Source organism: Amycolatopsis alkalitolerans, from assembly GCF_006152065.1.
Lineage (GTDB): Bacteria > Actinomycetota > Actinomycetes > Mycobacteriales > Pseudonocardiaceae > Amycolatopsis_E > Amycolatopsis_E alkalitolerans.
In genome coordinates, this window is the sequence record NZ_VDFW01000006.1 from 214,263 (window position 1) to 229,548 (window position 15,286).

15 protein-coding genes are annotated in these 15,286 nt (G+C 69.9%); 10 read left to right on the forward strand and 5 right to left on the reverse strand.

The window, feature by feature from the left end:
- Positions 1 to 55: 55 nt before the first annotated feature.
- The gene (locus FG385_RS10130) at positions 56 to 2,278 is read right to left on the reverse strand and encodes a DUF1906 domain-containing protein (protein WP_139096379.1); all 2,223 of its coding nucleotides are present in this window, start codon (positions 2,276 to 2,278) and stop codon (positions 56 to 58) included.
- Positions 2,279 to 2,358: 80 nt separating this feature from the next.
- Complete coding sequence (locus tag FG385_RS10135; RefSeq protein WP_139096380.1) at positions 2,359 to 3,111, reverse strand: maleate cis-trans isomerase family protein; 753 nt, start codon at positions 3,109 to 3,111, stop codon at positions 2,359 to 2,361.
- 139 nt (positions 3,112 to 3,250) lie between these two features.
- On the opposite strand from FG385_RS10135, the gene FG385_RS10140 reads away from it, so the two are divergent.
- Positions 3,251 to 3,742 carry a DUF3558 family protein gene (locus FG385_RS10140; protein ID WP_235022496.1) on the forward strand — a complete coding sequence of 164 codons (492 nt, stop codon included), beginning with the start codon at positions 3,251 to 3,253 and terminating at the stop codon, positions 3,740 to 3,742.
- On the opposite strand, the gene lhgO is transcribed toward FG385_RS10140, so the two are convergent.
- Positions 3,723 to 4,910 carry an L-2-hydroxyglutarate oxidase gene (lhgO, locus tag FG385_RS10145; protein ID WP_235022486.1) on the reverse strand — a complete coding sequence of 396 codons (1,188 nt, stop codon included), beginning with the start codon at positions 4,908 to 4,910 and terminating at the stop codon, positions 3,723 to 3,725. The two genes, FG385_RS10140 and lhgO, sit on opposite strands and share 20 nt — an antisense overlap.
- Positions 4,911 to 5,001: 91 nt before the next feature.
- On the opposite strand from lhgO, the gene FG385_RS10150 reads away from it, so the two are divergent.
- The 4 genes from FG385_RS10150 to FG385_RS10165 are packed head-to-tail and all read left to right on the forward strand — an operon-like array spanning position 5,002 to position 8,746.
- The gene (locus tag FG385_RS10150; RefSeq protein WP_407645482.1) at positions 5,002 to 6,108 is read left to right on the forward strand and encodes a DegT/DnrJ/EryC1/StrS family aminotransferase; all 1,107 of its coding nucleotides are present in this window, start codon (positions 5,002 to 5,004) and stop codon (positions 6,106 to 6,108) included.
- Positions 6,101 to 7,030: an NAD-dependent epimerase/dehydratase family protein gene (locus FG385_RS10155; protein ID WP_139096382.1), complete on the forward strand. Its 930-nt coding sequence runs from the start codon at positions 6,101 to 6,103 to the stop codon at positions 7,028 to 7,030. Before FG385_RS10150 ends, FG385_RS10155 begins: the two co-directional genes overlap by 8 nt.
- A 1-nt stretch (position 7,031) precedes the next feature.
- Positions 7,032 to 8,234, forward strand: coding sequence for a glycosyltransferase family 4 protein (locus tag FG385_RS10160; protein WP_139096383.1), 1,203 nt, complete (start codon positions 7,032 to 7,034; stop codon positions 8,232 to 8,234).
- The gene (locus FG385_RS10165) at positions 8,186 to 8,746 is read left to right on the forward strand and encodes an acyltransferase (RefSeq protein ID WP_139096384.1); all 561 of its coding nucleotides are present in this window, start codon (positions 8,186 to 8,188) and stop codon (positions 8,744 to 8,746) included. Before FG385_RS10160 ends, FG385_RS10165 begins: the two co-directional genes overlap by 49 nt.
- 56 nt (positions 8,747 to 8,802) lie before the next feature.
- Here the strand turns inward: FG385_RS10165 and FG385_RS10170 are convergent, their stop codons facing one another.
- A complete protein-coding gene (locus tag FG385_RS10170) occupies positions 8,803 to 9,696 on the reverse strand; it encodes a Gfo/Idh/MocA family protein (RefSeq protein WP_139096385.1) in 894 nt (297 codons plus the stop codon).
- On the reverse strand, positions 9,693 to 10,799 hold the full coding sequence (locus tag FG385_RS10175; protein WP_139096386.1) for a DegT/DnrJ/EryC1/StrS family aminotransferase: 1,107 nt from the start codon (positions 10,797 to 10,799) through the stop codon (positions 9,693 to 9,695). Before FG385_RS10175 ends, FG385_RS10170 begins: the two co-directional genes overlap by 4 nt.
- Before the next feature lie 41 nt (positions 10,800 to 10,840).
- Between FG385_RS10175 and FG385_RS10180 the strand changes: the two genes are divergently transcribed.
- The 5 genes from FG385_RS10180 to FG385_RS10200 are packed head-to-tail and all read left to right on the forward strand — an operon-like array spanning position 10,841 to position 15,282.
- On the forward strand, positions 10,841 to 11,539 hold the full coding sequence (locus FG385_RS10180; RefSeq protein ID WP_139096387.1) for an acyl-ACP--UDP-N-acetylglucosamine O-acyltransferase family protein: 699 nt from the start codon (positions 10,841 to 10,843) through the stop codon (positions 11,537 to 11,539).
- A 4-nt stretch (positions 11,540 to 11,543) separates the two neighbouring features.
- Entirely contained in the window at positions 11,544 to 11,777 is a 234-nt protein-coding gene (locus FG385_RS10185; RefSeq protein ID WP_200834386.1) for an acyl carrier protein, read from the forward strand.
- Positions 11,778 to 11,789: 12 nt separating this feature from the next.
- Positions 11,790 to 13,187, forward strand: coding sequence for an AMP-binding protein (locus tag FG385_RS10190; RefSeq protein WP_139096388.1), 1,398 nt, complete (start codon positions 11,790 to 11,792; stop codon positions 13,185 to 13,187).
- Positions 13,184 to 14,173, forward strand: a complete 990-nt coding sequence (locus FG385_RS10195) for a LuxE/PaaK family acyltransferase (protein WP_139096389.1) — start codon at positions 13,184 to 13,186, stop codon at positions 14,171 to 14,173. The genes FG385_RS10190 and FG385_RS10195 overlap by 4 nt, the downstream gene beginning before the upstream one ends.
- Positions 14,170 to 15,282: an acyl-CoA reductase gene (locus FG385_RS10200; RefSeq protein ID WP_235022487.1), complete on the forward strand. Its 1,113-nt coding sequence runs from the start codon at positions 14,170 to 14,172 to the stop codon at positions 15,280 to 15,282. The genes FG385_RS10195 and FG385_RS10200 overlap by 4 nt, the downstream gene beginning before the upstream one ends.
- Positions 15,283 to 15,286 lie beyond the last annotated feature (4 nt).

The following is a 15,286-nucleotide window of genomic DNA, read 5'->3' on the forward strand; positions in this document are numbered from 1 at the left end:
GTCGCGGCGACCGGGAGGTGGTGCGGAGGGACCTGGCCTCCGCACCACCCGCGCGTCACGACGTGAAGTAGCCGAACAGGTCCGCGATCACGTCCACGGTGCCGAACCGGTTGTAGAAGTCGACCTTGCCGTTCGTGACCGGGACGATGACGAGGTTGGGCACGGTCTGGCCGGGGACGTAGTTGAGGTTCGACGCGGTCGGCCTCGACGTCCCGTCCGGGTAGACGGTCAGGAAGCTGTAGTCGGTCGGGTTGGTGGCCGTCACGTTCAGCACCACGGCGGTGGTGCTGGCCGGCACCCCGGTCAGCGGCAGCGCGTAGGTGCCACCCGCGCCGATGGTGCCGCTGTTACTCCGGGTGTCGAGCAGGCGGGTCGGCCCGGCGGGGGTGAACGTGTTGCCGCTGCCGGTGGTGTAGTAGCCGAAGAGGTCCGCGATCACGTCCACGGTGCCGAACCGGTTGTAGAAGTCGACCTTGCCGTTCGTCACCGGGACGATGACGAGATTGGGCACGGTCTGGCCGGGGACGAAGTTCAGGTTCGACGCGGTCGGCCGAGACGTCCCGTCCGGGTACACCGTGAGGTAGCCCGAATCCGTGGGGTTCGTGACCGTCACGTTCAGCACGACCGCCGTGACGCCGGAGGGAACTCCGCTCAGCGGCAACGTGTACGTGCTGTCGGCGCCGAGCGTTCCGCCGTTGTTCCGCGTGTCGAGCAGGCGGGTCGGCCCGGCGGGGGTGAACGTGTTGCCGCTGCCGGTGGTGTAGTAGCCGAAGAGGTCCGCGATCACGTCCACGGTGCCGAACCGGTTGTAGAAGCTGACCTTGCCGTCGGTCACCGGCACCGTCACCAGGTTGGGCACGGTCTGGCCCGGGACGAAGTTGAGGTTCGACGCCGTCGGCCGTTTGCTGCCGTCCGGGTACACGGTGAGGTAGCCGGAATCCGTGGGGTTCGTGACAGTCACGTTCAGCACGACCGCGGTGACGCTGGACGGGACTCCGCTCAGCGGGAGCGTGTACGTGCTGTCGGCGGCGATGGTGCCGCCGTTGTTCCGCGTGTCGAGCAGTCGTGTCGGACCCGCGGGCACGTAGCGGTTCGGCACCGGGACGGCGGCCGCACCCGCGACGCCGACGTCGAGCACGTCTTTGTCGATATTGAGCGTGTACCCACCGTGGGTCTCGTTGACGTTGCCCGAGTACTGGTGCACCCGCTGGTGGTTTGCCCACGCTGCGCTCGGCAGCACGGGGAGGCTGGTGTCGTCGGTGTTGTCCCACTTGGCGACGAAGGCGACGTCCGGGGTGGCCGCGTTGCCGTAGTTCGCGACGAGGTCCTGGACCGTGGAGTAGGCGGCGCCGTAGATCCCGGAGAGGTACCCGGCCTTGTGCAGTTCGCTGTTCCAGGCGGCCTCGAACGCCAGCGCCGCCGGGCCCTGGCCGGACGAGTACGCCTCCATGTCGTAGTAGAGGACGCTGCCGGGGCCGAAGCCGAGGTTCGTGGCCTGCGCGATCGCGTCCTGCGCGGCGGTGACCGCCTGGTTGGACGGATCGGTCAGCTCACCGAACGCGGCCTGCGGGCCCACGTAGATCGGCATGAAGGACCACCCGGCCGCCGCCTGCGTGCTGACCCAGTCGGCCGTCAGGTTCGGCTGCGTGCAAGCCATGTCGGACCCGCCAAGGTAGATGCCGACGTTCGAATAGCTGCTGCGCCAGGCGCTCATCACCGTGCTGCTGGGCGCGGAGCACGCGTCGAAGCCCTCGCCGGAGCCGTTCGTGGTGGTGCTGGGCACTCCCGCGGTCGCGAGCCGCGGGGACACCAGGCCGGTGCTGGTGCGCGGCGTGGGCGCGGGCAGTCCGGCCTCGCTGAGGATCCCGGTGACCAGCGCGCGGTCGGCGCCGTAGGCCGCGGAGATCGTGACACCCGGCCGGGTGGCCGTGATCTGCCGCCCCGCGGAGTTCTCGACGCTGGTCGTGGCGGTCGCGTCCGACGGCTGCACGAGCAGCGCCTCGGTGCGGCCGACGAGCCCGCTCGGGCAGTCCTGATCCGGACCGGGCACGCCGAGGTACACCGCGTGCTGATCGAACCGGACACAGGTGTGCGGGTTCGCGGTCAGGTCGAGCACCGGCCAGTCGGCCGGCACGCTGAAGTCGAGCCCCAGGTACGAAACGTGCTGCTGAGCGGCGGCATCGGCAGTCGCGGAGCCGGTGGCGACCAGCAGGAACGCGGCCGCGGCGGTGACGAGTGTGCGCGCCGGTCTCAGCGCGCGGGCAGGGTGGAGCCCCACGAAGTCACACCTTTCTCAGGATGGCGAATGACAGCGCCCCCCCGAGCCCGATCATTAAACCTCTTCGCGTTCGGCCCGTCTCACGCGACCTCGGGCACGGGCAGCGGCGCGGTGAGCGCGCTTGCCTGGGCCAGGGCCGAGCCGGCGTGCTGTAGCGCCGCCCACATGGTGACCTGGTTCGCGGTGAGCACGGGCAGGTCGAGCCGCCGTTCCAGCGGGGCGACCAGGTCGTAGGTGGGCACGTTGGTGCAGCTGACGAACAGCGCGTCGGCGCCGGTGACGTCCAGGTCCGCGACCGCGCCGAGGACCTCGGAGTAGGACATCTTCCAGATGTCGCCGAGCATGCCGAGGCCGACGCTCGCGGTGGTGGCGATGCCGTACTCGGCGAGGAACGACAGCAGGCGGCCGGTCACGTCCTCGACGTATGGCGTGATCACCGCGAGCCGGCGGATCCCGAGCTTCGTGCACGCGCTGATGAGCGCGCCGGACGTGGTGACGGCGGACGGGGCGCCCGCGTCGAGCATGCCGGCCACCAGGGCGGCCTCACCCGCGGCGCCATCGACGAAGCTGCCCGACGTGCAGGCGTAGGCCACGACGAGCGGCTCGGGTGCGAGCACGTCGCGGGTCGCGCGGCGGACGCCGTGCGGGTCGCTGAGCGCTTCCGCGAGTTGCACGGTGACCGGCTCTGGCAGGTACGGCAGGCGGGTGGTGTGCAGGCAGACCTGATCGGGCACCCAGCGCCACAGCTCGCGATCGAGCGCGAAGTCGAACGGGGCGACCACGCCGACCCCGACCTGCGCGGGCAGCGTGACCTCGAAGGGACTGACGGTCATGGAACTTCCCCTTCTCACCCATGCGACTCCACCGCAGACGGTAGGTTCGACGTGCGAAAACGACGGGCGGCTCGTGTTACCGGGTCGTTAAACCTTGGAGGGGGCGCGAGTGCGCGCAGGTGCGGCATGCTTGGCCATCGTGCTGCTCGCCGGTGGCTGCACCAGCTCGGTGAGCGGGGTCCCGCAGCCGGATCCGCGGCGGGTGACCGTGACGCCCGCCTTTTCGACCGATCCCTGCTCGCTGTTGACGAGCGACGAGGCCGTGCAACTCGGGTTGCGCGTGCCGGGCACGCCGAAACCCGAGGACAAGGGTGCGCTGGTGCCGCCGAGCTGCGAGTGGCGTTCCTCGAACCCGGTCTCGGATCTCGACGGCTCGCTGCAGATCTTCTACGCGACCGACCTCAACGTGCGGGAGTACTTCTCGAGCGCGCCGTCCGGGCAGGAACGGCTCGGCGGGGTCACCTGGGACGACTACCCGAGCGTGCTGGGTGACTCCATGTGCAACCTCGCCGTCACCCTGTCCGATCTGGCGTTCATCGCCCTGACCAGCCAGAACTTCGTCGACGGCACGAAGTCCTGCGACGCCGTGCGCAAGGCGGCGCCGGTGGTGGCTAAGCGGATACCAGGTTAGCCACGTGCTTGCCGATCTCCAGCGCGCTCGTCGCGGCGGGGGACGGCGCGTTGAGCACGTGGACCTGGTTCGGCGCGCTCGAGATCAGGAAGTCCTGCACGAGCGAACCGTCCGGGAACAGCGCCTGCGCGCGCACGCCGGAGCCGGCCCGCACGATGTCCTCGGGCCCGATGGCCGGCACGAGCCGGGCGAGGCTCGCCGCGAACCGGCGTTTGGACAGCGACCGGCGGATCTCGTCGAGGCCGGTGGGGTAGGCGTATTTGCGGGCGAGCCGCCAGGAGCCGGGGTAGCGGGCGACATCGAGCAGGTCGGCCGCGGAGATGTCGCGCCAGCGATAGCCCTCGCGGCGCAGCGCGAGCACGGCGTTCGGGCCGGCGTGCACGCTGCCGTCGAGCATGCGGGTCAGGTGCACGCCCAGGAACGGCAGCGCCGGATCGGGCACCGGGTAGATGAGGCCGTGTACGAGATGTGCCCGAGCCGGGCGGAGTTCGTAGTACTCGCCACGGAACGGGACGATCCGGGCGGTCGGGGTGAGCCCGGCGAGTTCGGCGACGCGGTCGGCCTGCAGTCCGGCGCAGTTCACCAGCGCGTCGGCCGCCAGCACCTCACGGCCGGTGGCGATCTCGACACCGCCGGCGCGGCCGGGCCGGATCGCGAGCGCGGGCGTGCCGAGCCGCAGTTCGGCGCCCTTTTCCTCGAGCAGGCGCACGAGCGCGGCGCAGACGCCGGGGAAATCGATGATGCCGGTGGACTCGACGCGCAGGGCCTTCACGCAGGAGACTTCGGGCTCGTACTCGCGCGCTTCCTCGCTCGAGATCAGCTTCGCCGGGACGCCGTTCGCCTCGGCCCGCTCGGCCAGGACGCCCAGGGCGGGCAGTTCGGCTTCGGCCGTGGCCACGACGAGCTTGCCGCACACCTCGACGCCGACGCCGTTCGCGCGCGCGAAGTCCACAATGGACCGGTTGCCCGCGACGGACATGCGGGCCTTCGCGGAGCCGGGCCGGTAGTACAGCCCGGCGTGCACGACGTTCGAATTGTGCCCGGTCTGGTGGGCTGCCCAGGAATTTTCCTTCTCCAGCACGGTTACGTGGCTGCCCCGCCGGGTCAGTTCCCACGCCACGGCCAGCCCGAGGATCCCGCCGCCGATTACCACCACACGCTGCGCCACACGGCCCAGGGTAGCTACGGGCCATTCCAGGTGGTTCGCCCGATCAGGTGAGGGGGTGTGCTGCTTAGACTTCGCGCGACTCTAAGGAGCACTGGTGACGATCCCGCTGGGCAGGCCGAGCGTTGGCGAGCCGGAACTGGCCGCCGTGGCGGAGGTGTTCGCCTCGGGGTGGCTCGCGGGAGCCGGTCCTGCCTGCCGCCGGTTCGAGGAGCGTTTCGCGAAGCTGACCGGGACGGCGCATGCCCTCGCGACGAGCAACTGCGGTTCCGCCCTGTTCCTCGGGTTGCGTGCGCTCGGCGTACGCCCCGGCGACGAGGTCGTCGTCGCGGACTACACCTTTCCCGCCACCGGGCACGCGGTACTGCAGGCCGGGGCCACCCCGGTGTTCGCCGATGTGCGGCCTGACTCGTTCTGCGCGGACCCGGCCGCGATCGAGGCCGCGATCAGCCCGCGCACCGTGGGCATCCTTGTCGTCGACCTCGCCGGCCAGCCGGGGGATTTCGACGAGTACCGCGCGATCGCGGACCGCCACGGGCTCTGGCTGTTCGAGGACGCCGCGTGCGCGGCCGGTGCGAGCTACCGCACGCGCCCGGCCGGGAGTTTGGCCGATCTCGCGGCGTTCTCCTTCCACGGCCGCAAGGGCATCACCGCCGGCGAGGGCGGGGCGCTCGTCTCGGACGACGCGGAGCTGATCGAGCGCGCGCGCAAACTGCACACCTACGGCGTGCGGCCCGCTTACGGCCGGCAAACGGTGCCCGTCTTCGACGAGCTGGGTTACAACTTCCGCCTCTCCGACGTGCAGGCCGCGATCCTGACCGTGCAACTGGACCGCCTCCCCGAAATCCTGGCCGCACGGCGGCTCGTCGCGAAGCGGTATGCCGAGGGGTTCGCGGGGCTGGCCGGTGTGCGGGTGCCCGAGGAACTGCCGGACCGAGTGCACCCGTGGCAGTCGTACCTGCTGCTGCTCGCGCCTGGGATCGATCGTGACCGGGCCATGGACAGCCTGCGCGCACGCGGTGTGCAGTGCACGATCGGCACCTACGCCTCGCACCTGCAGCCGGTTTACGGCGGGTGCGCGCCCTGCCCGGTGTCCGCGGACGCGTTCCGCCGGCACCTCGCGATCCCGATGCACGCCGAGCTCACCGGGGAACAGGTGGACCGCGTGATCGAAGCCGTCCGAGGAGAGGTGCATGACTGAGCACAAGGTGTTCTTCACCGGTGGCGCGGGATTCATCGCCGCGCACACGATCCCGCTGCTGCTCGAACGCGGCTACGCGGTGCGGATCTTCGACAACATGACCCGCGGCGACCGGGAGCGCGTCGGCGAGTTCGTCGCGACCGGCCGGGTCGAGCTCGTCGAGGGGGACGTGCGCTACGGCGGCGCGGTGCGCGAGGCGATCCGCGGCTGCACGCACGTGATCCACTTCGCGACCGTGTCGATCAACAAGTCGATCGCGGATCCGCACGAGTCGATCGACATCAACATGACGGGCAACCACAACGTGTTCGCCGCCGCGGCCGCGGAAGGCGTGCGGCGCCTGGTGTTCGCGTCCTCGGCGTCGGTGTACGGCGAGCCGGAGAAGCTGCCGATGCACGAGGACGACCCGCTGCGCCCGCTGACCCCGTACTGCATCAGCAAGCGCGCGGGCGAGGATCTGCTCGGCTTCTACGAGCGGCGGCACGGGCTTTCGTGGCTCGCCCTGCGGTTCTTCAACGTCTACGGTCCCGGCCAGAAGATCGAGGCGTACTACACCTCGGTCATCAACCACTTCATCCAGCGGCTGCGCGCGGGCAGGCCACCGGTGATCGACGGCCGCGGCGAGCAGTCGATGGACTTCGTGCACGTCACCGATCTCGCGAAGGCTGTGGTGCTGGCCCTGGCATCCTCGCGCGCGAACCTGCCGGTCAACATCGGCACCGGGATCGACACGTCGATCGCGACGCTCGCGAAGATCCTCATCGAAGCGGTCGGCGCGGACGTCGAGCCCGAGTTCAACCCGCGCGAAGTGCTGGTGTCGCGCCGTGCCGCGGACGTCGCCCGCGCGCGCGAGGTGCTCGGCTGGGAGCCGAGCATTCCCGTCGAGCAGGGGATGCGCGAACTCGTCGAGTCCTACCGCTGAAATGCGGATCGTCGTCGTCAACAACTTCTTCCCGCCGCGAGTCGGCGGGAGCGCTCATATGGCCGCGGCGCTCGCGGGGAAGTACGCCGAGGCCGGGCACGACGTGCTCGTGCTGACCGCCGCCTACGGCCAGGCGCCGGCGGAGGAGGAGCGCGACGGCTACCGGATCATCCGGTTGCCCGCGGTGCGGATGCCGATACTGGGCCTGTCGATCGACTTCGACCTCAGCTTCGCCGCGATGGTGCCGGGCAACCGGCGGCGGATCCGACGGCTGCTGCACGAGTTCCAGCCGGATGCGCTGCATCTGCACGGACAGTTCTTCGACCTGTCCTGGCTCGCGGGCTGTTACGGGCGGCGGCTCGGTGTACCGTCCATAGTGACCATCCACACGCTACTGGTCAGCGAAAATCCCTGGTACGGCGCGATCTTCCGGGCGCTCGACGCGGTACTGGTGAAGCCGATGCTGCGGCGGATCGGCCCGCTGCACATCCTGCTCGACAAGCTGGGCGCGGACTACTGCGCCCGCCGCTACGGGACGACCGCGGCGAACTCGGTGCATCTGCCGATCCCGATCGACACCGGGTTCTTCGACCGTGCCGATGTCCGGACGGGGGAACGGGAAGGCGCGTCGATCCTGTCTCTCGGCCACGTTATCCCGCTGCGGAACCGGTTGCCGCTCGTCGAGGCGTTGCCGTCGATCCTGGCGAAACACCCTGGCACCACCGTGACGGTCGTCGGGCGGGTGTACCACGACGAGTTCCTGCGCCGGGCCGAGGAACTCGGCGTCCGGGATGCGATCGTCGTGCGGGGCGCGGTGCCGCGCGAGGAGGTTCCGTCGTATTTCGCCGCGGCGGACGTCGTCGCGCACGACCTCAACGGCGGATGCGGTACGGCTTCGCTCGAAGCGATGCTGTCCGGTACGGCGACCATCGCCTCGGTCGCGCCCGACAACTATCCGGGCGTGGAACTGCGCAATGGCGAGAACATCCTGCTTGTCCCACCGGACGACCCTGGCGCGGTCGCGGAAGCCGTCATCGGGCTGCTCGACGACCCGCGGTGGCGGGCCGACCTGGCCCGCCGCGCGAGCGCGCTGGTGCGCGAGCATTTCGCGCTCGACGTGGTGGCCAAGCATCATCTGCGACTACTGGAGGCACTGTGTTCTTCGACGACGAGCGCAGCAACCGGCTCCGGCCGGAGATCCTGACCCAGCTGGTCGGCCAGTACCTCAACGACGCCGAGCGCGCGCGGTACCTCGGCCTGCCGGACACGACGCGGATCCGCGAGCGCGCGAAGATCATCAACCCGGAGCGGCTGATCCTCGGGGAGCACTGCTGGATCGGCGAGGACGCGGTGCTCGACGCGAGCGGCGGCCTGACGATCGGCGAGCACACGAGCGTCGGCGTGGGCACGCTCGTGTTCACGCATTCGAGCTGGCTGGCGAACATGATGCTGGAGAACCACTCCGGCAGCGATCTCATCGAGCGGACCCCGGTCGTGATCGGCAAGGGTTGCTTCCTCGGCGGGCACGCGGTCATCATGCCGGGCGTCACGATCGGGGATTTCGCCACCGTGCAGCCGAATTCGGTGGTGGCGAAGGACGTGCCGGACCGCTGCCTCGTCGCGGGCAATCCGGCGCGTGTGTTCCAGCGCTACGACGAGGACTACGTGGAGTCCGAGGCCGAGCGGGTCCGCGCCAAGAACGCCCGCTTGCCGTGAGGGGGCCCCTCACGGTCGTATAGGGCATGAGGGGGTCCCTCACGGCATCACGAGCATCACGAGGGGTGGGGGTTGGTTGCCTGAGCGATGACCTGGTGCGCGGGCAGGATCGAGGCGCGTTCGGCGTCCGCATCCACCTGACCGGCCGCCAGCGCAAGGAAATACTCGAGCTGCGCGGCCAACGGCTCGGGCCCCGTCGGCTCATGCACCTCCACCGCTGACCCGCGGGTCACGACGATCGACCGTGCCACCAGGTCCACTTCGATCACCCGGTCCAGTTCGGACATCGTGATCGTGCGCGTTTTCCGTTGCCCGAGGCGGGAAGCCGACAGGGTGGCGACTCCGGTGGGGAACGACAGCGTCGCGTCCACCGTGTCCTCCGCAGCCGGCGCCGAAGCGGGATGGAAGTAGCCCGCGGCGGAGGTGACCCGGACCGGCGAGCACCCGAAGCACCGGATCGCGAGGTCCACGTCGTGCACCAGCAGATCCCACGCCACGCCGGTGCGGATCCGCGGCGCATAGGGGCCGTGCCGGTGGGCGATCAGGTGCACCGGTTCCGTCACCAGGCTCATCGCCGTCACGACGGCCGGGTTGAACCGCTCGACGAACCCGCACATCACCGGCACGCCGAGGTTCTCCGACAGCCGGACGATCTCCTCGGCCGCGCCCAGTTCGTCCGCCACCGGTTTCTCGACGAGCAAAGGCTTGCCCTGCTTGAGGATCTCCAGTGCGAGCTCGTGATGGGATTCGGTCGCGGAGGCGAGCACCACGGCGTCCACATCGGACAGGGTGTCCAGCGAAGGCGCCCAGGCGGCACCGAATTCCGCGGCACAAGCCCGCCCCGCGTCGGCTCGCGGCTCGATGACCCGAACCAGCGAAGCCCTCGAGCCGGCTATCGTCCTCGCGTGCAACCGGCCCATGCATCCGGTGCCCACCAAGGCCAGTCTCATGCGCCCAGCGCCTCTCTGACTTCTCGCACGACGGTGTCCACATCGGACTCGGTGAGAGCCGGGTGCACCGGCAGCGACAGCGCTTCCTGAGTCAGCCGGTGCGCCACCGGGAACTGCTCGGGCGACACCGCCGGGATCTGCGGATGGCCCCGGAAGCAGTCGTGATCGAACACCAGGCTCGGGTAGTACACGCCGGTGCCGATCCCCCGGCCGGTCAGCTCGGCGGCGAGTTCGTCGCGCGAGAGCATCGCGTGCGGGCCGATCAGCACCGTGTACTGGTGCCAGACATGCGAACGCCCCGGCAGCACGGCCGGCACCGCGAGCCCAGGCGTTCCGGCGAGCCCGGTCGAGAGCTGCTTGGCGTTGTGGCGCCGGGCGGCGACCAACTCGTCGAGCCGTGCCAGCTGGGGAATGCCGACGGCGGCGTGCAGCTCCGACATCCGGTAGTTGTGCCCGGCCAGCTCGTACCGGTACCGCGCGCGCATGCCCTGATTGCGCAGCACACGCAGCCGGTCGGCCAGTTCGTCGTCGTCGCAGGTGACGACGCCGCCTTCGCCGGTCGTGACGTTCTTCGTGGCGTACAACGAAAAGCAGCCCAAGCCGTAGGAGCCGGCCGCCTGGCCCTCGAACGCCGAGCCCACCGACTGCGCCGCGTCCTCGACCAGGTGCAGACCGTGTTCGGCGGCCAGCGGAGCGAGCTTGCCCATGTCCGCCACCTGCCCGTACAGGTGCACGGGCAGCAGCACCTTCGTGCGCGGCCCGATCACCCGTGCCACCGCGTCCGGGTCGAGCGCGAAGTCCTCGCGTGACACGTCGGCGAACCGGACCGTCGCACCCGCTTCGAGGATCGCGTTCAGCGTGGCCACGAACGTGAACGGGGACGTGATCACCTCGTCACCCGGGCGCAGCCCGAGCGCCTGCAACGCCGCGACGAGCGCCGTCGTCCCGCTGTTCACCGCCACCGCGTGCGCCGTGCCCGCGACGCGGGCGAAGGCGTCCTCGAACCGGCCGACCATCGGCCCCTGGGCGAGCCCGCCCGAGCGCAGGACCTCGATCACGAGCGGCTCGGCGTCACGGACGTCGACCACGGTAAGGGGAATCATGCGGCGATACCTCCTTCGGCCGGTGGGTAGGGTTGCGCCCCGTGAATCGCATCCACCCGACCGCGGTGCTGGGGCCGGGTGTCGCGCTCGGGACCGGGAACGTCATCGGGCCGTACACCGTCATCACCGGTCCCGCCGTGCTCGGCGACGGCAACTGGATCGGCCCGCACGTCACGATCGGCACCCCGGCCGAGGACCGTGACGGCCCGCATCCGGGCTGGGACGACGAGCCCGCGGGCGCGGGCGTGCGCATCGGGCACCGCAACCGGATCCGCGAGTACGCCAGCGTGCATCAGGGCACGCGGCGCCCGACCGTGCTCGGTGACGACGGTTACTACCTGCGAGGCGCTCATGTCGCACATGACTGCCTCATCGGGGACGCGGTGACCTTGGCCTCCAATGTCGTGCTGGGCGGGCATGTGCACGTCTGGTCGCGAGCCAACCTCGGGATGGGCACGATGGTCCACCAGCACGTACGGATCGGCCCTGGCGCCATGGTTGGCATGGGCGCGGCCGTCCGGCGCGAGGTCGGTGCGTTCACGATCTGCGTCGGCAACCCCGCCAGGGTCACCGGCCTCAACGTGGTCGGGCTCGCCCGGCTGGGCCTCGACCAGGACACGATTGATCAGCTCGAACCGTGGCTCAAGGGCAAAGCGCGACTTCCACCCGATGGGTTGACGAACACGCTGCCCACCGGGCTCTCTACCTTGGTGCGAGCCTGGGACGAGCGGAAGGACTGAAAACGTGGAGATCGGACAGCGCCTGCGGGCCGTGTTCGTGTCGGCACTGGACCTCGACGAGGACGCTGACGTCGAGAAACTCGAGTATCGCGGGATCGAGGCGTGGGACTCGGTCGGGCATATTACGCTCGTCGCCGCGATCGAGGACGAGTTCGAGGTGCAACTCGACACCGACCAGGTGCTCGACCTGTCGAGCTACAAGGCGGCGTTGGACCTGGTGACGCAGTTGCTCGCGTGAGGAGGCGGTCCTGTGACGCTCATCGGTGACGGCGCACGACTCGTCGACACGGTTTCCGGTCGCGCGCTCGGGCACGCCGCGCTCAGGCGCGAGGTCGCCCGGATCGCGGAAGCGCTTTCCACGCTGCCCGAAGGCGTGCTGTTCACCCGGGTTTCGATCGGGATGCCCGATCTGCTGCGGTATCTGGCGGCCTTCGAGAGCGGTCGCGCGGTCGCGCTCATCGACCCCGCGTTGAATGCGGACTCGCTGGCCTCCCTGATCGCCCGGTTCCGGCCCGGAGCGGTGCTCTCCGCGCCCTGCGCCGAACCGCCGCCCGGGTACCGCGCCGAGGACGGGCACTGGCTGCGTGCCGACCCCGAAGGCGTGGCGCCGCATCCGGAGCTCGCGATCCTGCTGGCCACCAGCGGCTCCACCGGCGCGCCGCAGTTCGCCCGGCTCTCCCGGCGCGCGATCCTGTCCAACGCGCGCGCGATCGCGGAGGTCCTCGGTATAGGGCCGGACGACGTGGCGCCGACGAGCCTGCCGCCGCACTACAGCTTCGGGCTGTCGGTGCTGAACTCTCATCTCGCGCAGGGCGCGACCGTGGTGATCGAACCGTCGGGGATCCTCGGCCGTCCGTTCTGGGACTCGGTGTCCAGTGCCGGCTGCACGTCGCTGGCGGCGGTCCCGTATCACTACGAGATGTTGCGGCGCCTGGACTTCGACCCGGCGCGCTACCCGCGGTTGCGCAAGCTCACCCAGGCGGGCGGGCGGCTGCGGCCCGAACTGGTCGACGAATTCGACACCAAGATGCGGGCGGCCGGTGGCGGGCTGTACGTGATGTACGGCCAGACCGAGGCGTCGCCGCGGATGGCGACGATGCCCGCGGAACTGCTGGCGCACAAGCCCGCGTCGGTCGGGCCCGCGGTGCCGGGCGGGCAGTTCAGCATCCGCCACGGTGACGGCTCGGAGACGACGCACCCGAAGATCACCGGCGAGGTGGTCTACCGGGGTCCCAACGTGATGATGGGCTACGCCGAGGACGCGGCGGCGCTCGCGCTCGGCGACGAACTCGGCGGCCTGCTGCCGACCGGTGACCTGGGCTACCTCGACGAGGACGGGTTCCTGTTCGTCACCGGCAGGCTCAAGCGCATCGGCAAGGTGTTCGGTAACCGGGTCGGCCTCGACGATCTCGAGCACGCGGCGCGCGCGACCGGGCTCGGCATCGAGATCGTCGCCGCGATCGCCGCCGACGACAAGGTCGTGCTGTTCGCGGAGGGTGTCGCGAAGGACGTGTGCAAGCAGGCTTCGCGCGCGCTCGGCGAACGCCTGCACCTGCACGCCTCGGGTTTCGACGTCCGCCCGATCGACGTGGTCCCGTTGCTGGCCAGCGGGAAGATCGACTACCAGGCGCTGGCGGAGCTGATATGAGCCTGGTGGCCCGGCTTTACGACTTGACCGCGTATCACCGGTCGCGGTGCGGCGAGTACGACCGGATCCTCTCGGCGCTCGGCACCGGCGATGCGTTCGCCGAGGTGGCGGACCTGCCATGGCTTCCGGTGCGCCTGTTCAAGACGCACGCGCTCAAGAGCATTCCGGACGAGGACGTGTTCCGGGTGCTGACTTCTTCGGGCACGACCGGCGCGCCGTCGAGGATCTTTCTCGACAAGGCCGCCGCGGCGGCGCAGACGCGGCACCTGTCGTCGACCCTGCAGCGCGTGCTCGGCCCATCCCGGCTGCCGATGCTCGTGGTGGACCGCAGGAGCATCGTGCGCTCGCGGTCCGCGCGGGGCGCCGGAGTGCTCGGGATGGCGAACTTCGGCCGCAAGCATGTGTACCTGCTCGACGAGGACGAGCGGCCGGATGTGCCCGCCCTTCGGCGGTTCCTGGCCGAGCACGGCGGCGAGCCGTTCCTGATCTTCGGGTTCACGTTCCTGGTCTGGCAATACCTGTACGAGGTGGCGCGCGAACACCGGCTCGACCTGTCGAACGGGATCCTGATCCACTCGGGCGGCTGGAAGAAGCTCATCGAGCGGGCCGTCGACAACGCCGAGTTCCGGCGGCGCTTCGCCGAGGACACAGGCCTGCGGCGGATCCACAACTACTACGGGATGGTCGAGCAGATCGGCACCGTCTTCCTCGAAGGACCCTCCGGCGACGGCTTGTACTGCCCGGAGTTCGCCGACGTCGTGATCCGCGATCCGCGCACCTGGGCGGAACAGCCGATCGGCGTGCCGGGCGTGGTGGAGGTGGTGAGCACGCTGCCGCGGTCGTATCCCGGGCATGTGCTGCTGACCGAGGATCTCGGGGTGTGTCACGGGATCGACGACGGGGACTGGCCGGGGAAGCGGTTTTCGGTGCTCGGGCGCCTGCCCCGTGCCGAAGTCCGCGGCTGTTCCGATACCGTCGCGGGGTGACGTTTCCGAGCCTCGATGGGCCGTTGCTGGCAGTCGGTGACGAGCGGGTCGTCGATTTCCTGGACCGGTTCGGGCGGCGCCTGCTCGCGCTTGGGCGGCGGTATCCGGAACTCGCCTCGCTGGGTTTCTTCCTCCGGCGCGCCGAGACCGGGCGGCAGCTGTCCCGTTTGGACGGTTTGCGGTACCCGCGCGGCGTGGTGTTCCACGTGCCGCCGGCCAATGTGGACACCGTGTTCGTGTACTCGTGGGCGCTGTCGGCGCTCGCCGGGAACACCAACGTCGTGCGGATCTCGCCACGGGCGGGCGCGGCCGCGCGGGCGATCCTGGACGTCTGGCGTTCGATGGACGATCCGGTCATCGCGCGCACCCAGCACATGATCAGCTACGACCGCGACGACGAGTTGACCGCGAAGCTGTCGGCGGCCGCCGATCTGCGTGTGCTGTGGGGTGGCGACGATTCGGTGCGCGCCCTGCGGAAGTTCCCGCTCGCGCCGCATGCGCGTGACCTGACGTTTCCCGACCGCTCGTCGTTCGCGATCGTGTCCGTCGCGGGCTGGCAGCGGGCGTCCGAAGCGCGCCGGCGGAAGGCCGTCGAGGCGTTCTTCACCGACGCGTACTGGTTCGATCAGGCGGCCTGTTCCTCGCCACGCGGCGTGTTCTGGGTGGGCGAGGACGACGTGTCCGCCGTGTTCCGCGAACTGCTGGTGGCGGTCGCCGAGGAGAAAGGGCACCTCACCGAGCCCGCCATGGCCGTGCAGAAGCGTGTCGCCACCTATGGCGCCGCGGCGGACGGTCTCGTCGAGAAGATCTCCTTCGACAGTCACGCGGTGACGAGTCTCGAGTCGGAAGACCTGCTCCGAGAATGGCTCGGCGCCGGAGTTTTCACTCATTCGAAGGTTTCCTCCCTCGCCGAACTCGTACCGAAAGTCGTCCGCAAGGATCAGACGGTCACCCATTTCGGGTTCGAGCGTGCGGAACTTGTCGAGTTCGCCAGGAAAACGGGGGTGGACCGGGTCGTGCCGTTCGGCTCGGCGCTCGAGTTCTCCCCGGTCTGGGACGGCTACGATCTGCTCGCCGAATTCACGAAACTGATCACCGTCACCGGTTGAGGAC